General features: G+C 66.4%; 20 protein-coding genes. 13 read left to right on the forward strand and 7 right to left on the reverse strand.

Annotated features, from left to right (window positions below; all coding sequences use genetic code 11):
- Positions 1-15: 15 nt before the first annotated feature.
- Positions 16-1449 (forward strand): phospholipase D-like domain-containing protein, encoded by a 1434-nt coding sequence (locus IP65_RS03115; RefSeq protein WP_054130706.1) that lies wholly within the window; start codon positions 16-18, stop codon positions 1447-1449.
- Between the two features lie 66 nt (positions 1450-1515).
- Here the strand turns inward: IP65_RS03115 and ndk are convergent, their stop codons facing one another.
- The 4 genes from ndk to IP65_RS03130 form a co-directional block, all read right to left on the reverse strand.
- Positions 1516-1938 (reverse strand): nucleoside-diphosphate kinase, encoded by a 423-nt coding sequence (gene ndk, locus IP65_RS03120; protein ID WP_022675339.1) that lies wholly within the window; start codon positions 1936-1938, stop codon positions 1516-1518.
- A gap of 89 nt (positions 1939-2027) precedes the next feature.
- Complete coding sequence (locus tag IP65_RS03125) at positions 2028-2459, reverse strand: DNA polymerase III subunit chi (RefSeq protein WP_054130707.1); 432 nt, start codon at positions 2457-2459, stop codon at positions 2028-2030.
- 128 nt (positions 2460-2587) lie between these two features.
- Positions 2588-2746, reverse strand: coding sequence for a DUF2256 domain-containing protein (locus IP65_RS20745; protein ID WP_082349726.1), 159 nt, complete (start codon positions 2744-2746; stop codon positions 2588-2590).
- Positions 2747-2751: 5 nt separating this feature from the next.
- Positions 2752-4221: a leucyl aminopeptidase gene (locus IP65_RS03130; protein WP_054130708.1), complete on the reverse strand. Its 1470-nt coding sequence runs from the start codon at positions 4219-4221 to the stop codon at positions 2752-2754.
- A gap of 102 nt (positions 4222-4323) precedes the next feature.
- On the opposite strand from IP65_RS03130, the gene IP65_RS03135 reads away from it, so the two are divergent.
- On the forward strand, positions 4324-6765 hold the full coding sequence (locus IP65_RS03135; protein ID WP_231627529.1) for an LPS-assembly protein LptD: 2442 nt from the start codon (positions 4324-4326) through the stop codon (positions 6763-6765).
- 93 nt (positions 6766-6858) lie between these two features.
- On the opposite strand, the gene IP65_RS03140 is transcribed toward IP65_RS03135, so the two are convergent.
- Positions 6859-7545: a hypothetical protein gene (locus IP65_RS03140; RefSeq protein ID WP_054130710.1), complete on the reverse strand. Its 687-nt coding sequence runs from the start codon at positions 7543-7545 to the stop codon at positions 6859-6861.
- 197 nt (positions 7546-7742) lie between these two features.
- Here IP65_RS03140 and ispH point away from each other — a divergent pair, with 197 nt between their 5' ends.
- The 4 genes from ispH to IP65_RS03160 all read left to right on the forward strand — a co-directional run bounded on the left by ispH (position 7743) and on the right by IP65_RS03160 (position 10837).
- On the forward strand, positions 7743-8732 hold the full coding sequence (gene ispH / locus IP65_RS03145; RefSeq protein WP_054130711.1) for a 4-hydroxy-3-methylbut-2-enyl diphosphate reductase: 990 nt from the start codon (positions 7743-7745) through the stop codon (positions 8730-8732).
- An 11-nt stretch (positions 8733-8743) separates the two neighbouring features.
- Positions 8744-9736 carry a homoserine kinase gene (gene thrB, locus IP65_RS03150; protein ID WP_054130712.1) on the forward strand — a complete coding sequence of 331 codons (993 nt, stop codon included), beginning with the start codon at positions 8744-8746 and terminating at the stop codon, positions 9734-9736.
- Positions 9733-10164 (forward strand): ribonuclease HI, encoded by a 432-nt coding sequence (rnhA, locus tag IP65_RS03155; protein WP_054130713.1) that lies wholly within the window; start codon positions 9733-9735, stop codon positions 10162-10164. Before thrB ends, rnhA begins: the two co-directional genes overlap by 4 nt.
- 67 nt (positions 10165-10231) lie before the next feature.
- Complete coding sequence (locus tag IP65_RS03160; protein ID WP_156306370.1) at positions 10232-10837, forward strand: hypothetical protein; 606 nt, start codon at positions 10232-10234, stop codon at positions 10835-10837.
- Positions 10838-10889: 52 nt separating this feature from the next.
- Here IP65_RS03160 and IP65_RS03165 read toward each other — a convergent pair whose 3' ends face one another.
- Positions 10890-12002, reverse strand: a complete 1113-nt coding sequence (locus IP65_RS03165) for an FAD-binding oxidoreductase (protein WP_054130715.1) — start codon at positions 12000-12002, stop codon at positions 10890-10892.
- A 19-nt stretch (positions 12003-12021) separates the two neighbouring features.
- Positions 12022-13005: an alpha/beta fold hydrolase gene (locus tag IP65_RS03170; RefSeq protein WP_054130716.1), complete on the reverse strand. Its 984-nt coding sequence runs from the start codon at positions 13003-13005 to the stop codon at positions 12022-12024.
- Between the two features lie 100 nt (positions 13006-13105).
- On the opposite strand from IP65_RS03170, the gene IP65_RS03175 reads away from it, so the two are divergent.
- From IP65_RS03175 to IP65_RS03205, 7 genes are all read left to right on the forward strand, one after another.
- On the forward strand, positions 13106-13579 hold the full coding sequence (locus IP65_RS03175; protein ID WP_043610870.1) for a prepilin peptidase: 474 nt from the start codon (positions 13106-13108) through the stop codon (positions 13577-13579).
- Between the two features lie 63 nt (positions 13580-13642).
- A complete protein-coding gene (cpaB, locus tag IP65_RS03180; RefSeq protein ID WP_054130717.1) occupies positions 13643-14674 on the forward strand; it encodes a Flp pilus assembly protein CpaB in 1032 nt (343 codons plus the stop codon).
- Between the two features lie 64 nt (positions 14675-14738).
- Complete coding sequence (locus IP65_RS03185; protein WP_082349766.1) at positions 14739-16271, forward strand: type II and III secretion system protein family protein; 1533 nt, start codon at positions 14739-14741, stop codon at positions 16269-16271.
- Between the two features lie 26 nt (positions 16272-16297).
- A complete protein-coding gene (locus tag IP65_RS03190; RefSeq protein WP_022675894.1) occupies positions 16298-16966 on the forward strand; it encodes a CpaD family pilus assembly protein in 669 nt (222 codons plus the stop codon).
- 1 nt (position 16967) lies between these two features.
- Positions 16968-18251 carry a Flp pilus assembly protein ATPase CpaE gene (locus IP65_RS03195; RefSeq protein ID WP_022675893.1) on the forward strand — a complete coding sequence of 428 codons (1284 nt, stop codon included), beginning with the start codon at positions 16968-16970 and terminating at the stop codon, positions 18249-18251.
- Between the two features lie 89 nt (positions 18252-18340).
- Positions 18341-19312, forward strand: a complete 972-nt coding sequence (locus tag IP65_RS03200; protein ID WP_054130718.1) for a type II secretion system F family protein — start codon at positions 18341-18343, stop codon at positions 19310-19312.
- Positions 19313-19328: 16 nt separating this feature from the next.
- Positions 19329-20336, forward strand: a complete 1008-nt coding sequence (locus IP65_RS03205; protein ID WP_022675891.1) for a type II secretion system F family protein — start codon at positions 19329-19331, stop codon at positions 20334-20336.
- Positions 20337-20446: the final 110 nt, after the last annotated feature.

Here is a 20446-nt window from a genome sequence, read left to right on the forward strand (position 1 = left end):
GAACGTAGGCGGCGCATGACCGCGTACCACTGGATATTCCTGGCCCTTGCCACCGTGGCAGAAGTGGTCACGCTCTTGCGGGTGATCCTGCGGCCCCACCGCGATCCGGCCGCGCGCCTCGCGTGGCTGGTCGCGGTCATGGTGCTGCCGGGCCTGGGCATTCCCGCCTATATCCTGTGGGGCGATACGCGCCTGATCCGCCGCCGCCGGCTGCACGGCCTGGCGATCGAGGCGGCCCTGCCCCGCCCGCCGGTCGATCCTGGCGGCGCGGCCATGGTCGCGGCCAGCCCGTGGCAGCCGCCTTTTGCCCTGGCCGCCGCGATCAACGGCCTTGCCCCCACCGCCGGCAACCGCGCCACGATCGCGCCGGATAACCGCGCCGCGATTGCCGGCATGATCGCCGATATCGACGCGGCGCAGGCCAGCGTGCACGTGTGCTTCTATATCTGGCTTGATGATGACAGCGGCGTCGCGCTGGCCCAGGCGCTGATCCGCGCGGCCCGGCGCGGCGTGTTGGTGCGCGTGCTGGCCGATGCGCTGGGGTCGCGCCGCTTCCTGCGCTCGACCCATTGGGCGGCGATGCGCCAGGCCGGCGTCGATGCGCGCGAGGCGCTGCCGGTGGGCAATCTGGTGTGGACGATGATCCGTGGCCGGGTCGACCTGCGCAACCATCGCAAAGCGATGATCGTGGACAACGCCATCGCCTGGTGCGGCAGCCAGAACGCCGCCGATCCCGAATTCCGCATCAAGCCACGCTTTGCCCCATGGGTTGACGTGATGACCCGCTGGAACGGCCCGATCGCCCGCCACTGGCAATTCCTGTTCGCGGCCGACTGGATGGCCGAAGGCGGCGACGATCTGTCTGCCCTGCTCACCGCCCCGCTGCCGTTGTGCGGCGAAGGGGTGGTGGCGCAGGGCATCGGCACCGGGCCAACCGTGGCCTATGGCGCGATGAACGCCTGCTTTGCCGCGCTGATCCACGCCGCCCGCCGCAGCCTGACGATCACCACGCCCTATTTCGTGCCGGGCGAGCAAGTGCTGACCGCGCTGGTCAGCGCCGCCCGGCGCGGCGTTGCCGTGACGCTGATCGTGCCACGCCGCAACGACAGCCGGTTCGTGGCCGCCGCCAGCCGCAGCTATTATCCATCGCTGCTGGAAGCGGGCGTGGAAATCTTCGAATTCCTTCCCGGCCTGCTGCACGCCAAGACCATGGTGGCTGATGACAACGCCGGCATCATCGGCTCGGCCAATCTCGATCGCCGCAGCTTCGAGCTGAATTTCGAGAACAACATCCTCTTCGCCGATGCCACCCTGGCACGCGACCTTGCCGCGCGGCAGCAGCAATGGCTGGAACAGTGCCTGGCGATCACCCCGGCAATGGCGGCGCGCACCACCCTGATCAAGCGACTGTGGCGCAACACCCTAGCCATGATGAGCCCGCTGTTGTGAAGCCCATGAAAAAGGGCCGGAAAGCGGGATGCTTTCCGGCCCTTTTCAAGCGGTGATCCGGTGGGATCAGCCGACGATTTCTTCGGGCTTGAAGAAGAAGGCGATTTCGATCGCGGCGTTTTCTTCCGAGTCCGAACCATGGACGGTGTTGGCTTCGATCGATTCGGCCAGTTCCTTGCGGATCGTGCCAGCATCGGCGTTGGCCGGGTTGGTGGCGCCCATGATGTCGCGGTTGCGCTTCACGGCGTCTTCGCCTTCGAGCACCTGCACCACGACCGGGCCGCTGGTCATGAACGAGACCAGGTCACCGAAGAAGGGGCGTTCGCGGTGCACGCCGTAAAAGCCTTCGGCCTGTTCCTTGGTCATCTGGATGCGCTTGGAAGCAACGACGCGCAGGCCGGCTTCTTCCAGCATCTTGGTGACCGCGCCGGTCAGATTGCGGCGGGTGGCGTCGGGCTTGATGATCGAGAAGGTGCGGGTAACCGCCATGATGCGTTCCTTAGCGAAAGAAGAATGCTGGTTTTGTTGGGCGCGCCCCTAGCGGGAAAGGGCCGCAACCGCAAGGCACGCCGGCAATCTTACGGGCCTTCACGCCATTTCCCGCCATCCTGGCGCCAATATTTGCGCTCCACGCCCTCGCGCTGACCCAAAAGGCGCCAGGTGGCGCGCGCCTCGTCGATGCGATCGGGCGGGAACAGCAGGAACACGCGGGCCGCCTCGCTCTCGCGCCAGCCACCATCGGCCAGTGCCAGGAACTGTGCCCCATTGGCCGGCGCGACCGTGGTGGACAGGAGAATGGGCTGGCGCGCATCGTGCGGTCCGCCGGCCTGGCCATTGGCCAGGAAGGTATCGGGCAGCCGCGTCCACAGCGCCTCGCCAATGCGATCAAGCTGGCCCTTGTCTTCGGACACCACCAGCAGGCGCTCGCCCGCACCCAGCGTGTTGCGCGCGATCAGCGGCAAGACCAGTTCGGCCGGATCGCGGGACAGCTGGTAGAAATCGACGCGCATGGGGTTCCTTCTTGGCTTGCGCTTGGCTTCGCACCACCCCCAACCCCCTCCTCTGAAGAGGAGGGGGCTAAGAGAAGCGCTGTTCTCCCCCTCCTCTTCAGAGGAGGGGGTCGGGGGGTGGTGGAGGCCTAAGCCGCCCCAGCCCCACCCTTGCCGCGCCGGCAGCGGTCGGAACAATACTTCACATTGTCCCAGTCCCGCTCCCATTTCTTGCGCCAGGTGAACGGCAGGCCACATGCGGCGCAGGTCTTGCTTGGCAGGTCAGACTTGCGCCGCATCTTGGGCATGGCTCTTAGCCTTCCAGCACGTCGCGCACGTAGCGGTCGAGCAGGCGCACGCCAAAGCCGGTGGCGCCCTTGTCGTGGGTGGCGCCGGCCTTGTCGATCCACACCGTGCCGGCGATGTCGAGGTGGGCCCAGGCCACGCCCTTGTCGATGAAGCGGGCCAGGAACTGCGCCGCCGTGATCGAACCACCACCGCGCGGGCCAACATTCTTCATGTCGGCAATCGGGCTGTCGATCAGCTTGTCGTAGGCCGGGCCGATCGGCATGCGCCACAGCATGTCACCCACCGCCTTGCCGGCCGCGTCGAGCTGGCTGGCGAGGAGATCATCGTTGGCAAACATGCCGGCATGCTCGTGGCCCAGCGAAATGATGATGGCGCCGGTCAGCGTCGCCAGATCGACGATCGTGGCGGGCTGATATTCCTTTTGCACCCAGGTGAGCGCATCGCACAGCACCAGGCGGCCTTCGGCATCGGTGTTGATCACCTCGATGGTCTGGCCATTCATGCTCTTAACCACGTCACCGGGGCGCTGGGCATTGCCATCGGGCATGTTTTCCACCAGGCCGCACACGCCGATCACGTCGGCTGCGGCATTGCGCCGCGCCAGGGTGAGCATGGTGCCGGCAACGGTGGCCGCGCCGCCCATGTCCCACTTCATGTCTTCCATGCCGGCAGCCGGCTTGATGCTGATCCCGCCGGTGTCAAAGCACACGCCCTTGCCGACGAACGCGGTGGGCTTGGTGCCGGCCTTGCCCTTCCAGCGCATGGCGAGCAGGCGCGGCGTCTTGACCGAGCCCTGCGCCACGCCGAGCAGCGCGCCCATGCCCAGGTCAGCCATCTGCTTTTCATCAAGCACGACGATTTCGACGCCGGTGCCGGCCAGGCGTTCCTGGCAGCGGGCGACGAAGCTTTCGGGATAGATCACGTTGGCCGGCTCGGTCACCAGCTCGCGGGTGAATTCCACGCCTTCGGCCACGGCGCTTTCCACCGCCCACACCGCCTCGGTCCCTTCAGGCGCGGAAATCGCCACGATGGTCTTGAGCGAGGGCTTCTGCTCGTCCTTGAGGCGGGTGCGATAGACCAGGTACTGCCAGGCGCGCAGCCGGGCCGCCAGCAGGACAGCAGCCGCTTCATTGGCGGAGAGGCCGCTGTCGGCAAAATCGATCGCAAGGGCTTCTTCGCCCGAGGTGAGATACTTGGCCACCAGCGCGCCGGCGGCACGCTCCAGCGCGGCGCGGCGATCGGCCGGCGCGGCGCCGGCGGCAAGATCACCCGCGCCGGCAAAGGCGAGGCGCGCCAGGCCTGCGGGGCCATCGACAAAGGCTTCGAACGTCTGCCCCACCTTGCCGGCAAAGCGGGCTGCAGCGGCGCCTTGCGCCACCAGGGCGGGCGTGCCTTCAGGCAGCGGCCCTTCGCCCACGATCCGGCCCACCAGGCGCGGCAGATCGGTTCGGCCCGGGGCAAATACGATGTTCATCAGCAAACTCCTGTCCGAAAGCGGCAACACGTTGCCCAGAAGGGAAACCGCGCCGCAATTGTGGGTTTGCAGTTACGACCGACCAGTGCGATAGGCAACCGCATGTCCCCCGTTACGCCGCTTTCCGCCGCCTTCTCCGCTCGAAATCGGCGCCAGTTTTCCCATTGCCTGTCGCTGGGCAGCGCCCGGCATGCCCTGTTGACCGGGGCCATGGGCCTTGGCGCGAGTGTCTGGGCCATGCCGGCCCTGGCACAAGATGCCCCTGTGGGCATGGCACCGGTGACGGAAAAGGCGCCCGCGCCGGTAACGCCACCCAGTGCCGTGGCCGAAGACACCAACGCCGGCAGCATGATCGCCACCCCTGCTGGTACGGCCACGGGCAGCGATGCCGCGCAGGGTGATGCGACGAAAACCGACGCCGCCCAGAGCGACCAGGTGCGGTTCGAGGCCGACAAGCTGCAATATGCCAGCGATCCCGACGTGGTCACCGCCACCGGCAATGTCGTGCTGCGCCGCGATGAGCAGACCGTGCGCGCCGATGCCGTGACGTGGAATCGCAAGACCGGCAAGATCGAGGCAACCGGCAACATTCGCGCGGTCGATGAAGGCGGCAACGTGCTCTATACCGACAAGGTAGAGCTGACCGACGAGTTGAAGGCCGGCGCCATGCAGGATCTGCTGGTGGTGCTGCGCGAAGGTGGGCGACTGGCCGCACGCGAGGGCACGCGCGATGCCAACGGCAACCTTACCCTGCACGATGCCGCCTTTTCCGGCTGCGCCGTGGAAAACGAGGATGGCTGCCCCAAGAAGCCGAGCTGGGAAGTTACCGCCGTCAAGGTAACGTGGAATCAGACCACAAAGAAGGTCCATTATTCCGGCGCCACCTTGCGCGTCTTTGGCATTCCGCTGCTGCCATTGCCCGGGCTGACCCACACCAGCGATTTTCGCGCCGAAACCGGCCTGTTGATCCCCGATATCCGCTCCACTGCGGCCAACGGCGTGGAATTTGCCGATACGTTCTATTGGCGCCTGGGCGACAACAAGGACCTGGAGATCGCCGGCCACCTCTATACCGGTGCGCTGCCGATGATCTCGGGCACCTATCGCCAGCTTACCAGCTTGGGCGCGTTCCAGATCACCGGCTACCTCACGCGCTCTTCGGCCATTCCGGTCTATTCGGCGATCGATGCGGGTTCGGGCGTGGGCACCAGCCAGTGGCGCGGCTATCTCGAGGCCAACGGCAAGCTGCAGTTCGACGAGAACTGGAGCCTGACCGCCTATGGCCGCTATGCCAGCGACCGCACGTTCCTGCGTCGTTACGACATCAGCCGCGATGACCGGCTGCGCTCGTCGATCAACCTCGAACGCATCGGCGACGACAGCTATTTCAGCCTGGCCGGCTGGGCGGTGCAGACGCTGCGCGTGGGTGACAACCAGGGCCAGGTCCCGCTCGCCCTGCCCGCGCTAGACTGGCGCTATCGCATCGCCACGCCGGGCATTGGCGGGCACCTGGAACTGGAAGCCAATACCCTGGCGATCAGCCGCTCTGCCGGGCAGGATACCCAGCGCGCCTTTGCCCGCGCGCAGTGGGATCTGCGCACGGTAACAGGGCTTGGCCAGGAAGTGACATTTACCGCGATGATGCGCGGCGACGTGTATCACAGCGATGCCAACGCGCTGACCACGGTGGATATCTATCGCGGCGTGTCGGGCTGGCAGGCGCGCGGCATCGCCACGGCGGCGGTGGACGTGAAGTGGCCGCTGGTCGGCGCGCTGTTCGGCGGGACGCAGGTGCTGACCCCGCGGGTGCAGCTGGTGGCCACGCCGCACGTGCGCAACACCTCGATCCCCAACGAGGATTCGCGCGCCGCGGACCTGGATGATTCCAATCTGTTCTCGCTCAACCGCTTCAACGGCTATGACCGTTATGAAGACGGCGTGCGCGTGACCTATGGCTTTGACTGGCAGCTGACGCGGCCGGGCTGGCGCATTTCCTCCACCGTGGGGCAAAGCTATCGCCTGTCGGACGAGCAGAGCCTGCTGCCGCCGGGCACCGGGTTGACCGATCGCTTTTCCGATATCGTCGGGCGTACCGACTTGCGGATCAAGGACATCATCCAGTTCACCCACCGCTATCGCCTGGACAAGGACAGCTTCGTCCTGCGCCGCAACGAAATCGATGCGACGATCGGCGATCACCGGACCTATGCCGAGATCGGCTATCTGCGCCTCAACCGCGATATCCCGATCACGTTCGAAGACCTGCGTGATCGCGAGGAACTGCGCGCCGCAGCGCGGGTGGGCTTTGCCCGCTATTTCTCGGTCTTCGCCTCGGGCGTGGTCAACCTGACGACCAAGGCCAGCGATCCGGTCTATGGTTCAGACGGGTTCCAGATGCTGCGCCACCGCCTGGGCGTGGCCTATACCGATGATTGCTTTGACCTGTCGATCACCTGGAAGCGCGACTACGTGACGACCGGTGACGCCACGGCCGGTAACTCGTTCCTGTTCAGCGTATCGCTGCGCGGGCTGGGCTCGCGCTAAAATTAAAGGCAGATTTCCATCACCAAAAGCTCCCCTCCTCTTCAGAGGAGGGGTTGGGGGTGGTGGAAACCTTAAGCCGTCACCGCAGACGCCTCAACGCCGCGCGTTGTATTCCAGTTGCGCGTTGGTCAGCTGGAAGCCGATCAGATGCTCGAACGTGGCCGAGGCGATGGCCTTCTTCACTTCAGGCAGCGAGAGCGGATCGATCGCCGCATCGGCCTGGCCGGCGCGGCGCTTGCGCGACAGGCGGGCGCGCACATCGGCGGGCAGGCTGGCGGCGGCGCGATCGACGCTGGCACCGGCCTTGGCATGGCCAGTGGCGCGATCCTGGCCATCGGCAAAATCGATCGCCACCGTGCCAAGGCGCTTGGCCACCACGGCCGTGCCACCACGCATCACCACCGAGAAATAGGGCAGTTCGACATGGCGCGCGCCGCGCGTGTCGGTGCGGCGCGCCTCGACATCGAAGGTCGCCTCGCTGGTCACGGGATCGGCCGCTTCGGCGCAGGTGGAACGCAGGTTGGTGATCGCGGCCACCAGATCGATCGCCTGCGAATCGGTGCGCGCCGGATCGGTGAACACGGTCACATCGCCGGTCATTTCAGGGATTTCCACCGTCGGGCAGGCCGTGCGCAGCGCAGTCACGCCCACGCCATCTTCCACCACCAGTTCGCCCTTGTTCTTGGCACAGCCCGTCAGGGCACCGGCCAGCAGCCCGGCCAGCAACGGTGTGCCGATCACGGCCTTGGCAAGCGAGAGACGGCGGCTCTTGGCGATCATCAGGGCAACTTCCTTAAGGCGCAAACAGGGGCAGCACAGGCGCCGCCCGATCTGAAACAGCAGCGGATGCAGCGCATCCTCTACCCACCCCTTGGCGCTTGGGCAATGGCGCTGCCTGGGCGACGGCGATGTTTTGCTGCATCTTTTAAACGCGGCGTTGTTTTACGAGTGGGCCCTGCGCTGCTAAGGACAGGCCCATGAACGCCAGCTTTCCGGATTCCGCCGCCGCCGCCACCCTGCCCGAAACGGGCCTGCCGCCGTTGCACCTTCTGATTGCCGCCCCGCGCGGCTTCTGCGCCGGGGTGGACCGTGCGATCGAGATCGTGGAGCGGGCGATCGAACGCTATGGCGCGCCGGTCTATGTGCGCCACGAAATCGTCCACAACCGCTTCGTGGTCGATACGCTCAAGGCCAAGGGCGCCGTCTTCGTGGAGGAACTGGACGAAGTGCCCGATGGCAAGCCGGTGGTGTTTTCCGCCCATGGCGTGCCCAAGGTGGTGCCGATGGCCGCGACCGAGCGCGGGCTCGACTGGCTGGACGCGACCTGCCCGCTGGTGAGCAAGGTGCACCGCCAGGCCGAACGCAAGGTGGAAGCCGGGCGCCACATCCTGTTCGTGGGCCACAAGGGCCATCCCGAAGTGATCGGCACGATGGGCCAGGTGCCCGAAGGCGCGATGACCCTGGTCGAAACGGTGGAAGACGTGGCCCGGCTGGATTTCCCGGCCGACCAGCGCCTGGCGTTCCTGACGCAGACCACCCTGTCGGTCGACGATACCGCCGAGATCATCGCCGCACTCAAGGCGCGCTTTCCCAGCATCGTCGGCCCCCGCGCCGAAGACATCTGCTATGCCACGTCCAACCGCCAGGCGGCGGTCAAGGCCATTGCGCCGCGCTGCCAGCTGGTGCTGGTGATCGGCGCGCCCAACAGCTCGAACTCGTTGCGGCTGGTCGAAGTGGCCGAGCGCGAGGGTTCCAAGGCCCGCCTGATCCAGCGCGCGTCGGAAATCGATCCGGCCTGGCTGGAAGGGGTCACCTCGCTGGGGCTGACGGCCGGCGCTTCGGCCCCCGAAGTGCTGGTGCGCGAAGTGGTGGCCAAGCTTGGCACCTGGCGCCAGGTTCACGAAGAACCGGTGACCACCACCGAGGAACACATGGTGTTCAAGCTGCCCCGCCAGTTGATGAGCTGAAAGACCCCATCATGGCTGTCTATACCCACCTCGGCGCGGAGGACATGGCCGCGCTGCTCGCTCCCTATCACCTGGGCGATCTGGTTTCCGCCAAGGGCATTGCCGAAGGCGTTTCCAACAGCAATTGGCTGATCGAAACCGCCCAAGAGCCTGACAAGGCCACGCGCTTCATCCTCACGATGTACGAATTCCGCATCGAGATCAGCGACCTGCCCTATTTCCTCGGGCTGCTCGATCATCTCGCGGCCAAAGGCTGCCCGGTGCCGCGCTCCATCCACGATGGCGCGGGCAATCTCTATCGCGTGGTCGCTACACCGCGTGGGGAACGCGCCCTGGCACTGATCGAGTTCCTGCCCGGCGTTTCGCTGCACGAACCCACGCCCGGCCAGGCGCGCGCAGTGGGCGCGGCGCTGGCCACGCTGCACGGCGCCGCCGCCGATTACCCCGCCACACGCGCCAATGGCATGGGCCTTGCGGAATGGCAGCGGCTCGCCGATGCCTGCGGGCCGCAGGGCCTGGCCAGCATCGATCCGGCGCTGGCCAGCCTGGTGGCGCAGCACCTGCCCCGCTTGGCCGCGCAATGGCCGCAAGACCTGCCCACCGGCGTGATCCATGCCGATCTCTTTCCCGACAACGTGCTGATGCAGGGGGAAACGGTCACTGGCCTGATCGACTTCTATTTCGCCTGCAACGACGTGATCGCCTATGACCTGGCGGTGACGCATGCCGCCTGGTGTTTCGATGCGGCGGGCCTGGCGTTCCGCGCCGATCTTTCGGCGGCGCTGCTTGAAGGCTATGCCAGCGTGCGCGCCCTGTCTGGGGCAGAACGGGCGGCGCTGCCCGTGTTGGCACAAGGGGCGGCGATGCGCTTTGCCATGAGCCGCGCCTATGACTGGCTCAATACCCCGGCCGATGCCCTGGTGACGCGGAAAGACCCGATGGCCTTTGCCCGCCGGCTGCAATTCTATGCCGATCCGGCGAATGGTGGAGTGTTCGCACTGTGAAGCAGGTCGATATCTTCACCGACGGCGCCTGCAAGGGCAATCCCGGCAAGGGTGGCTGGGGCGCGCTGCTGCGCATGGGCGAGCACGAAAAGGAACTGGTCGGTTCCGAGCGCGAGACGACCAACAACCGCATGGAAATGATGGGCGCTATCCGCGCGCTGGAAGCGCTGACCCAGCCCTGCCAGGTGACCCTGCACACCGACAGCAAGTATGTGCTCGACGGCATCACCAAGTGGATCTTTGGCTGGCAGAAACGAGGCTGGAAAACGGCCGACAACAAGCCGGTCAAGAACGAAGACCTGTGGCGCGCACTGGTGGCCGCCGCCCGTCCGCACAAGATCGAGTGGGTGTGGGTCAAGGGACACGACGGCCATCCCGAAAACGAGCGGGTCGACAAACTCGCCAGCGACGCAGCCAAGGCCGCCTGATCCATCGCGAGCCTGATCCATTCCGGGACTCAGCTGCGGTCCATCCGGTTTGGCGGCATGTCGCTTCATGGTAAACTGCCGCGCACAGGCCGCCTTGGCGCCGGCCGATCGCGGGGGATGTTCGATGGTTTGCCAGTTCACGGTCAGCCGTGCGGGGTGGGTGCTGGCGGCTGCCAGCCTGATGGCAGCGGCAGCATCACCAGCCGTGGCGCGGCACCAACCACCGCCATCGGTCACCACGCCGGCAGCATCATCCGCGATGGTTCCCTATGGCCCAGGGCCAGGCCCGTGCAGCGTGCCCGGCATCGATGGCGGCGAACCGCAACGGCACGGCTGGCCGCCGCCATGCGAGGCGATGCCTGCTCCGGCCTATCCCGGCGCTGGCTATTATGCACCGGGCCATCCACCCCAGGCCTATTCCGCGCCGGGCTATGCCGGGCAAGTGCCGGTCTATACCGGCAGCTGGATCGCGCCGCCGGGCTATTACGTGGCAGGGGTGGTCATGGTGCCAGTGCCGCTGCCGCGTACCGGGAGCTGCCAGCCTTGTGGCGAAACCCGCACCGTGACCACCACGCGCACGGTGGATGTGGCCGTTCGCCCAGCGCGCCGGGTGCCGCCACGCCATCCCCCGCTGCACGACAAGCGGGTGAAGGAAAAGCGCATCAAGGAATAGAGCGCAAACGCCGCGTTAACCGCATGACATAACCATGCTGTGCCGGCCCGCTTCAAGCCAGGGCAAGACCAGCGGGCGACAAACGCCCCGGTGCATAGCGCGCCGGATCGAGCCGTTCGGTCATCGCATCGGCCGACTGGCCCAGCAATTGCTGCGCGGCCAGGCGCGCGGCGGCGGGCGCGGTCTGGATGCCAAAGCCGCCCTGCCCGGCAAACCAGAACAGGCCCGGCACGGCAGGATCAAAGCCATAGACCGGCGCGCGATCGGGGGCAAAGCTGCGCAGCCCGGCCCAGCGCCGCTCCACTGCGGCGATGCGCCAATCCACCACCTGTTCCAGGCGATCGATCGCCAGCGCTACGTCGATTTCCTCGGGCGCGACATCGTGCGCCACGTCGGGCGTTTCATCGTGCGGCGAAAGCCACAGCCGATCGCCCGATGGCTTGAAATAGAAGTCTCCCGCCAACCCGAAGGTGAGCGGCAGTGTGGCCGGCACGGGTGGATCGACACGCAGCTGCGTGATCGTGCGGCGCAGCGGCGCGATGCCCAGGGGGGCCGCCCCGGCGAGCCTGGCGACTTCGTCGGCCCAGGCCCCGGCGGCGTTGACCACCACCCCGGCGCGCGCCTGCCCCCCGCGCCACGCCAGACGCCAGCCAGCCCCCTCGTGTACCAGCGAATCGATACGCGCACGCAGGCAGACGACGGTTCCGGTGCGGCGCGCCAGGGCCAGGTAGTGCTGGTGCAGCCCGGCCACGTCGATATCGGCGCAGCCCGGCTGCCAGGCCCCCAGGCACCATTGCTCGCGCAGGCCAGGCACCAGCGCGATCATGCCGGCGCGATCGATCATGTCCACCGTGGCGCCGAGCGCGCCATAGTCGGACACGAAGGTTTCCAGCGCGGCGCGATCCTCTGTCCGCCCGATCACCAGCGAGCCGCGCGGCTGCAGAAAGCCGTGCTGTGCCAGGTAATCCCCCGAGGCCAGGGTGAGTGGCACCACCGCCGGCCCGCCATAGATCTCGTCCCAGAACGCGGCGGAGCGGCCGGTGGTGTGGTAGCCTGGGCTGTCCTCCGCCTCGACCAGCAGGACGCGGGCATGGGGCGCGCATTCGGCGGCGAGACTGGCCCCGGCCATGCCGGCGCCGATGATCGCGATGTCGAACTCGTCCATGGTCGCGCCCCTGCCTGCCTTATTCCGCCATGGCGGCCGTGTCTTGCCGCTGTGGGGCTTCCCGTTCGAGGAATTCGTCGATCGAGGCAAGCACCCGATCGCGCACGGCGTCACATTCGCGCAGCAGTTCGTGCCGCGCCTCACGCCCCCAGGCCACCAGTTGGGCCTTGGGCAGGCGCTGCGCGGCGCGCGCGATAGCTGGCCACGACACCAGCGCATCGTGGCGCGTGGCAAGCAGCAGCACCGGGGTGGTTACGCGCTCCAGCATCCCAGGCGCATCGAGCCGGTCGAACGATTCGCTGCTCTTTTTCAGCCAGCGCCAACTGGCCGGACCCAGCGCCAGCCAGGGCCGCTGTGCCCGCCACCATTGTTCATCGGCGTAGCGGGTTTCATCGTGCGTCAGGAGGTTGGCACGCAGCGCGACCCGGGCGCCAGGCTTCTCGCTGTTTTTCCACGCCGGGCGCGCCGGATCGCCCAGGCGAACCATCAGCGCGGCATAGACGCGCTGCACCGCGCGCGGCAGAACGGTGGCGAATCCGAGCATCGGCGCGCTCAGCACCACGGCATCCGGGGCGATTCGCTGCTCGGCCAAGGTGCGCAACACCAGGTGGCCGCCCATCGAATGGCCGATCACCACATGCGGCCCCGGTGTTTGCGCGCGCCAGATTTGGTAAAGATGGGCAAGGTCATCCACCCAGACCGAAAAATCGGCGATGTCACCCACCGGTGGCCCGCTTTGCGGCCCGGCAGAGCCAGCCTGCCCGCGCCAGTCAGCGGCGGTTACGCACCAGCCCTTAGACGCCCAGTAATCGAACGTTTCCAAATACTTTTCATAAAAGTCCCCGCGCCCGGGCAGGAACAGGATCGACCCCCTCGGCGGGCCATCGCCGCGCCGCCAGTCGATCCGGCGGATGGCGGTGCCATCGCTGGCGGACCAGGTCGATTCGCTCGCACCAGCGGGGATCTCGCGCCCACCGATGCCCTTCCAGACATGCTTAACCATTGCTTGCGACGCCCTGTTTCACGCCCGATCCCGCCGCTTGGCTTGGTTACCGTTTGGTAAGTGATTTTCCGGTATCCCCACATCATCGAGGGGGATTTCCATGGTTTACGGATTGGCCGGAGTGTTGGCAATCGCGCTGCTGATCGCAGCCTTTACCGACCTGCGCCGCAGACAGATCGACAACTGGCTCAACGCCGCGATCGCGGCGCTGGCCCCGGTCTATTGGTGGGCCTGCGGGCTGCACCTGTGGCCCGATGTCGTGCTGCAACTGGGCGTGGCGCTGGCCGCTTTCGTGGTGCTGGCGGGGCTGTTTGCCCTGCGCATGATGGGCGGCGGCGATGTCAAGCTGCTCACCGCGCTGGCGCTGTGGCTGCGCCCGGTGCTGTTTGCCAAGCTGCTGCTGATCATGGCCCTGGTGGGCGGCCTGCTCACCGTGGGGATGGGCATGTGGCACCTGATGCGGCGCCGCAAGGACCGGCTGAAGATTCCCTATGGCGTGGCGATCGCCACGGCGGGGCTGTGTGTTCTTGGCACCACTTATGGCGCGGGCATTCACGCGCTCGCTGCGGGCTAAGGCCAACTTAACCAATTTGTCGGATGGCTGCGCGCTATTCTGTAAGGGCGGGATAAACTGGCGATGGACAAGAAGAAGCTACTGTTGTTGGGGGCCTCGCTGGTGCTGGGCATTCCATCGGCCTTGTTCGGCCTTGGCCTCATTCGTGGCTCGGGTTCGCCCCAGGCGATCGCTGCCGCCAAGGTGGAAATGGGTTCCAAGGTCCTGGTGGCCCAGCGCGCCCTGCCCGTCGGCACGATCATCACCGCCGATTCGATTGGCTTCAAGGCCTGGCCCAAGGAAATGGTGCAGGACGCCTATTTCGTGGAAGGCGAGGCCGACATGCAGAAGATGCTCGGCACCGTGGTGCGCAACCCGATCACCGCCGGCGAACCGATTACGCAGGGTTCGCTGGTGGCACCGGGCGATCGCGGCTTCCTCGCCGCCGCGCTTGGGCCTGGCATGCGCGCCGTCACCATTCCGGTTTCCGCCCGCACCGGTGTGGCCGGCTTCGTCTTTCCCGGCGACCATATCGACCTGGTGCTGACTCAGACCGTCAAGGGCAACGATCCGCAGCCGCTCAAGGCATCGGAAACCATCATCCGCAACCTGCGCGTGCTCGCCACCGACCAGTCCGCCACGCAGGAACAGATCGAGGGCAAGACCAAGGTCAAGGCGTTCAGCACCGTCACCGTGGAAGTGACGCCCAAGATCGCGGAAAAGATCGCCGTGGCCCAGACCATCGGCACGCTCAGCCTCTCGCTGCGCTCGCTCGCCGACAATTCGGCCGAGCTGGAGCAGGCGATCGCCTCGGGCGATGTCAAGGTTCCGGCCGGGGCCACCCCGCAGGACGAGGAAAAGCTGCTCAAGCAGGCGCTGGCCCACCCGCTCGATGGCGGCACCAGCTTTGCCACGGGCGGCGATGTCTCGCGCTTCCAGCGCAAGTCGATGCCGCCGATGGGTGGCGCTGGCGGTGGCGGCGGCTTTACCGCGCCGCCCGCCCCTGCGCCGGTGGCGGCCATGGCCGGCCCGGCCGTGCCGCCGCGCCCGCGTGGCCCGGTCGTCAACATCACGCGCGGCAAGGACACTGTCACCGTCAGCGTGGGAGCGCAGTGAGATGAGCATGACTGCCACCATCTGCCCGCCCGTTCCGTTCCGGCATCGCGCCAAAGGCCAAGCCATGTCCCACCGCTTCGTTTCCGCGCTGCGCACCGCCATGATCGTGGCCGCACCGCTTGCCGCGCCCCTCGCGATCGTGGCTGCCGCTCCGGCCGCCCAGGCGCAGAGCGTCACCAGCCCGGCCCGCGCGATTGCGGTGGGCCTCGGCCGGGGTGAACTGATCACCCTGCCCTCGCGCATGGCCGATGTGTTTGTCGCCGACGAAAAGATCGCCGACGTGCAGGTGAAATCGACCAACCAGCTCTATGTCTTCGGCAAGGGCCCGGGCGAAACCACCGTCTATGCCAGCGACGCCAAGGGCAACGTGATCTGGTCAGCCAACGTTCGCGTAGGCACCAACATCGACAGCATCGACCAGATGCTTCACCTCGCCATGCCCGACGCCAAGGTGCAGACCGCCACGATGAACAACACCGTGCTGCTGACCGGCACGGTGGGAGCGCCCGAAGATGCGGCCGAGGCCGAGCGCCTGGTCAAGGCCTTCGTGGGCGACAAGATGCAGGTGATCAGCCGCCTCAAGATGGCCACGCCCCTGCAGGTCATGCTCCAGGTGCGCATTGCCGAAGTCAGCCGCACGCTGACCCGCGCGATCGGCATGAACTGGGCCACGGCCGATGCCACCAGCGGCTTCAAGTTCGGCGTGGGCCAGGGCAACGCGTTCACCCAGTATGTCGCGGGCGGGCCACTACTGGCTGGCGGCAACGTGGCGATGAATGCCACGACCACGGTGGTCAACTCGGCCACGACAGGCACCCGCCTGGTCGGCAACGGCAAGCTGTTTGGCATGGATGTGCTGGGCGCGCTGGATCTGGGCGAAACGATCGGCCTGTCCAACACCCTGGCCGAGCCGAACCTGACCGCGCTGTCGGGTGAAACGGCCGAATTCCTGGCCGGCGGCGAATTTCCCATCCCGCTTTCGCAGGGCCTGGGCACCACCAGCATCGAATACAAGAAGTATGGTGTGAGCCTGTCCTACACGCCCACCGTACTGGCCAATGGCCGCATCTCGCTGCGCGTGCGGCCGGAAGTCTCCGAACTCACCACTGACGGCGCGATCACGCTCAGCGGCTTTTCCATCCCTGCGCTCAAGGTGCGCCGCGCCGAAACCACGGTGGAACTGGGATCGGGACAAAGCTTCATGATCGCCGGGCTGCTGAGCAATTCGGCCCAGAACACGATCACCAAGCTGCCGGGCGCTGGCGACCTGCCGATCCTGGGCTCGCTGTTCCGCTCCACCTCGTTCAAGAAGGGCGAGACCGAACTGGTGATCGTGGTTACCCCGTATCTGGTCAACCCGGTGGACGCCAAGGATATCAAGCTGCCCACCGATGGCTTCCGCGCCGCCGATGCCGTGCAGCAGTTGCTGGGCAACCAGGAAACCGTACCGTCCAAGGGCGAAGGTCGCCCGATGCCGACCGAACGCGAAGGTACCGTGCAAGGCGGACCGGCACCCAAGGTAGGCGACGCCAGCAGCGCCCAGCCCGAAAAGAACAAGCAGGCCAAGGCCGACGCCAAGCCCGGCTTCAACCTGTGACCGCCTACGCGACAAGGAACCAGACCATGTCCACCACGCGCAATCGCATCGGCCCTGTGGCCCTGGCCCTCGCCCTCACCACGGCACTCGCCGGCTGCGTCGGCGGCCAGCCGACCAACCGCTCGCTTAACAGCGTGCATCAGCCGGTGGTCGAACGCACCAGCTACACGCTGGACATCAATACGCTGCCCGGTGGCGGCGTGTCGGTCAGCGAGCAGCGCCGCATGGCCGGATGGTTCGACTCGCTTGATCTTGGCTATGGCGACAAAGTGGCGCTGGATGATCCCGCCCGCGATCCGGCCACGCACGATGCCGTGCAGGCGGTGCTTGCCGGCCACGGCATGAGCCTGGCCGAAGGCGCGCCGATCACGGCTGGCAGCGTGGCGCCGGGCATCGCGCGCCTGGTAATCATGCGCACCACCGCTGCCGTGCCGGGTTGCCCGGATTGGTCGACCCACAACGATGGCAATGGCAACAACGCCACCTCGACCAACTATGGCTGCGCGGTCAACTCCAACCTGGCCGCGATGGTGGCCAACAAGGAAGACTTGGTGCACGGCCAGTCTGACGACGGCCGCACCACTGTGATGACCTCGAACAAGGCGATCCAGGCCTACCGCGACAATGCACCCTCCGGCATGGGGGGCGCCACCGTCAAGAAGGTCACCACCTCCACTTCAGCGGCGAGCAACTGACATGAGCGCACCCTGGAAATCCGGCAATCGCGACCTGTTCGCAGCATTCCTGTGCGACGATGCGGCGCTCGACGTGGCGCGCGCCGTGGCGGCCGACATGGGCTGGGCGCCGGAAAAGTGCGCGCGCGGCGGCCTGCGCAATGCCGTGCAATCGCTCTCGATCACCGCCAGCCCGGCGATCCTGATGGTCGATCTGTCGGAAAGCGGCGATCCCCTCAACGATATCAATGCCCTGGCCGAAGTATGCGAACCCGGCACGGTGGTCATCGCCGTGGGCCAGGTCAACGATGTGCGGCTCTATCGCGATCTCATCGCTTCGGGCATCCAGGATTACCTGCTCAAGCCGCTGTCAGTCGCCCAGGTGCGCGACGCGCTGAGCCAGGCGCAGGCGATCTTCAATGCGCCAAAGAACCAGGATGGCAGCGCGGCCAAGCGCCACGTGACCACTGCGGTTGTCGGCACCCGCGGCGGGGCTGGCGCCTCCACCATCGCCACTTCACTGGCCTGGTCGTTTGGCGCCGATTTCAAGCTGTCGACCGCGCTGCTCGATCTTGACGTGCACTTCGGCACCGGCGCGCTCACGCTCGATCTCGAGCCCGGCCGTGGCCTGACCGACGCGATCGACAGCCCCAGCCGCATCGACGGGCTGTTCATCGAACGCGCGATGATCCGGGCCAACGACAACCTGGCGATCCTTTCGGCCGAAGCGCCGATCACCGCGCCGCTGATGACCGATGGCAGCGCCTTCGTGCAGTTGCAGGAGGAATTCCGCCAGGCGTTCGAGATGACCGTGATCGACATGCCGCGCAACATGCTGATCAACTTCCCGCACTTGCTGGCCGATGTGAACGCGGTGGCACTGGTCACCGAATTGACCCTGGCCGGCGCGCGCGATGCGATCCGCCTGCTGGCCTGGCTCAAGTCCAACGCCAGCCACGCCCATGTCTATGTGGTGGCCAACAAGGTGCACCAGGGCGTGGGCGAAATCAGCCGCGCCGATTTCGAATCCTCGATCGAGCGCAAGCTGGGTTTCCAGGTGCCGTTCGATGCCAAGGCCGCAGCCAATGCCGCCAAGCTGGGGCAGACGTTCATCGGCGCCAACCGCTCGACCAAGGCGGCGCTGGCGATCAAGGACGTGGCGCAGGCCATCTCCAGCCTTGCCGCCGATACCGACGCCAGCCCGGCGGACAAGCCCAAGGCCAAGTCCACCTCGCTCCTGGGCAAGTTCGATCTCAAGAAGATGTTGCCGGCAAAGGGCAAGGCCAAGACCGGCGCCCCAGTCTAAAGCTGGCCAGGTCTGACGCTTTGCGCCCCGTGCCACGCCGTCACCGCGCGATGCAGTTTACGGTTTCCTTCAGGTAGGCAGGTTCCCCGATGCTCAATCCCCAGTTGATCTTGCTCTTTGGCGGGGTTGGTATCGCGCTGCTGCTGGCCGTGGCGGCGTTCAGCGGGCCGAGTGCCGGCAAGGAAGGCGCACGCCGCCTGCAACAGGTGCGCTTCCGCCATTCGGATAGCGCGGTCGACAAGGTGGAGGCGCAATATCGCAAGGCGATCGCCTCGCGCACGCCCCGCGCCTATCGCGTTGCCGGCTCTGCCTCGCGCACCGAGGCGCTGGCCCTGCGCCTGCACCGCACCGGCAAGGGCTGGACCCTGTCGCAGTATCTTTATGCCTCGCTTGGCCTGGGGCTGGGGATCGCCGCGCTGATCTTCCTCAAGTCCGGCTCGCTGCTTCTCGCGATACCGGCCGGCGTTCTGGTCGGCGCGGGCCTGCCGCACATGGTGGTGAACCGCGCGATCACCAAGCGCGCCAACGCCTTTGTCACCCGCTTTCCCGATGCGCTGGAACTCCTCGTGCGCGGCCTGCGCTCTGGCCTGCCGATCACCGAAACGCTGGGCGTCGTCGCCAGCGAACTGCCCGGCCCGGTGGGGGAAGAATTCAAGCTGGTGACCGATCGCATCAAGGTGGGCAAGACCATGGAAGAGGCGCTGCAGGATACGGCCGATCGCCTCGACATGGCCGAGTTCAGCTTTTTCTGCATTACCCTGGCGATCCAGCGCGAAACCGGCGGCAACCTGGCCGAAACCCTCGCCAACCTGGCTGACGTGCTGCGCAAGCGTGCGCAGATGAAGCTCAAGATCAAGGCGATGAGTTCGGAATCCAAGGCCTCGGCCTATATCGTCGGCGCCCTGCCGTTCATCGTCTTTGCCCTGATCTACTGGATCAACCCGGTATACATGGGCAAGTTCTTCGTCGACGAGCGCCTGATCATCGCCGGCCTGGGCGGGCTGTGCTGGCTGGGCCTGGGCGCCTTCATCATGGCCAAGATGGTCAGCTTCGAGATCTGAGCCAAGGAACGCGCTGATGCAACCGAACCCCGCACCCACGCTGCTTGGCATCAATGTCGTCCATGCCGGCTCGATCATGCTGATGATCGCGGCCGCGGCGATGATCCTGGCGATCTATGCCGCGATCACCGTGCGCGATCCCATGGCCAAGCGGGTCAAGGCGTTGAGCGAGCGGCGCGAACAGCTCAAGGCCGGGATAATCACCTCGGCCGCGCGCAAGCGCCATTCGATCGTGCGCCGCAACCAGACCACCGACACGATCCGCGGCGTGCTGGAAAAGCTGCGCGTGCTGCAGGACAGCCAGCTGGCCGTGGTGCAGCAGAAGCTGGCCCAGGCCGGCATCCGCAAGAAGGAATGGGCCGTCGCGGTGATCTTTGGCCGCATGATCGGCCCGATCGTGCTGGGCGGCCTCGCTATCCTGTGGATCTATGTGCTGCAGTTCTTTCCCGAATGGGGCGCGTTCAAGCGCTTCATGGGTTTCGCGGTCATGGTCATCTTCGGCTACAAGGCCCCCGATATCTGGATCGCCAATCTGGTGTCCAAGCGCACCCATGCCATCCGCAAGGGCCTGCCCGATGCGCTGGACCTGCTGGTGATCTGCGCCGAAGCCGGCCTTACCGTGGACGCCGCGTTCGGCCGCGTGGCGCGCGAACTGGGCCGCGCCTATCCCGAACTGGGCGATGAATTCGCACTCACCGCGATCGAACTGTCGTTCCTTACCGAACGGCGCCAGGCCTTTGAAAACCTTGCCTATCGCGTGAACCTCGATTCGGTGAAGGGCGTGACCACCACCATGGTCCAGACCGAACGCTATGGTACGCCGCTGGCCTCCGCCCTGCGCGTGCTGTCGGCCGAATTCCGCAACGAACGCATGATGCGTGCCGAGGAAAAGGCCGCCCGCCTGCCCGCGATCATGACCGTGCCGCTGATCCTGTTCATCCTGCCCACGCTATTCATCGTCATCCTGGGCCCGGCGGCCTGCGCGATCAGCGACCAGTTCATCAACCGCAAGCCCGGGCCGTAAGGCTCTGCGCTGCGGGCTTGGTGCCGGGCTTCGCACCATCCCCAAACCCCCTCCTCTGAAGAGGAGGGGGCTTTTATTGTCAGTGCTTTAACTCTCCATCCTCTTCAGAG

Origin of the sequence: Novosphingobium sp. AAP1 (genome assembly GCF_001295765.1) — a bacterium.
Lineage (GTDB): Bacteria > Pseudomonadota > Alphaproteobacteria > Sphingomonadales > Sphingomonadaceae > Novosphingobium > Novosphingobium capsulatum.

Excerpts from the sequence above, each read along its gene's own strand:
- IP65_RS03140 (WP_054130710.1), bottom strand. The coding sequence starts at position 7,545 with ATGATCGCCAAGAGCCGCCGTCTCTCGCTTGCCAAGGCCGTGATCGGC.
- IP65_RS03130 (WP_054130708.1), bottom strand. The coding sequence starts at position 4,221 with ATGAACATCGTATTTGCCCCGGGCCGAACCGATCTGCCGCGCCTGGTG.
- ispH (WP_054130711.1), top strand. The coding sequence starts at position 7,743 with ATGAACGCCAGCTTTCCGGATTCCGCCGCCGCCGCCACCCTGCCCGAA.
- IP65_RS03200 (WP_054130718.1), top strand. The coding sequence starts at position 18,341 with ATGCTCAATCCCCAGTTGATCTTGCTCTTTGGCGGGGTTGGTATCGCG.
- IP65_RS03160 (WP_156306370.1), top strand. The coding sequence starts at position 10,232 with ATGGTAAACTGCCGCGCACAGGCCGCCTTGGCGCCGGCCGATCGCGGG.
- IP65_RS03175 (WP_043610870.1), top strand. The coding sequence starts at position 13,106 with ATGGTTTACGGATTGGCCGGAGTGTTGGCAATCGCGCTGCTGATCGCA.
- IP65_RS03115 (WP_054130706.1), top strand. The coding sequence starts at position 16 with ATGACCGCGTACCACTGGATATTCCTGGCCCTTGCCACCGTGGCAGAA.
- ndk (WP_022675339.1), bottom strand. The coding sequence starts at position 1,938 with ATGGCGGTTACCCGCACCTTCTCGATCATCAAGCCCGACGCCACCCGC.
- IP65_RS03195 (WP_022675893.1), top strand. The coding sequence starts at position 16,968 with ATGAGCGCACCCTGGAAATCCGGCAATCGCGACCTGTTCGCAGCATTC.
- IP65_RS03185 (WP_082349766.1), top strand. The coding sequence starts at position 14,739 with ATGTCCCACCGCTTCGTTTCCGCGCTGCGCACCGCCATGATCGTGGCC.
- IP65_RS20745 (WP_082349726.1), bottom strand. The coding sequence starts at position 2,746 with ATGCCCAAGATGCGGCGCAAGTCTGACCTGCCAAGCAAGACCTGCGCC.
- thrB (WP_054130712.1), top strand. The coding sequence starts at position 8,744 with ATGGCTGTCTATACCCACCTCGGCGCGGAGGACATGGCCGCGCTGCTC.
- IP65_RS03170 (WP_054130716.1), bottom strand. The coding sequence starts at position 13,005 with ATGGTTAAGCATGTCTGGAAGGGCATCGGTGGGCGCGAGATCCCCGCT.
- cpaB (WP_054130717.1), top strand. The coding sequence starts at position 13,643 with ATGGACAAGAAGAAGCTACTGTTGTTGGGGGCCTCGCTGGTGCTGGGC.
- IP65_RS03190 (WP_022675894.1), top strand. The coding sequence starts at position 16,298 with ATGTCCACCACGCGCAATCGCATCGGCCCTGTGGCCCTGGCCCTCGCC.
- IP65_RS03125 (WP_054130707.1), bottom strand. The coding sequence starts at position 2,459 with ATGCGCGTCGATTTCTACCAGCTGTCCCGCGATCCGGCCGAACTGGTC.
- IP65_RS03135 (WP_231627529.1), top strand. The coding sequence starts at position 4,324 with ATGTCCCCCGTTACGCCGCTTTCCGCCGCCTTCTCCGCTCGAAATCGG.
- IP65_RS03165 (WP_054130715.1), bottom strand. The coding sequence starts at position 12,002 with ATGGACGAGTTCGACATCGCGATCATCGGCGCCGGCATGGCCGGGGCC.
- IP65_RS03205 (WP_022675891.1), top strand. The coding sequence starts at position 19,329 with ATGCAACCGAACCCCGCACCCACGCTGCTTGGCATCAATGTCGTCCAT.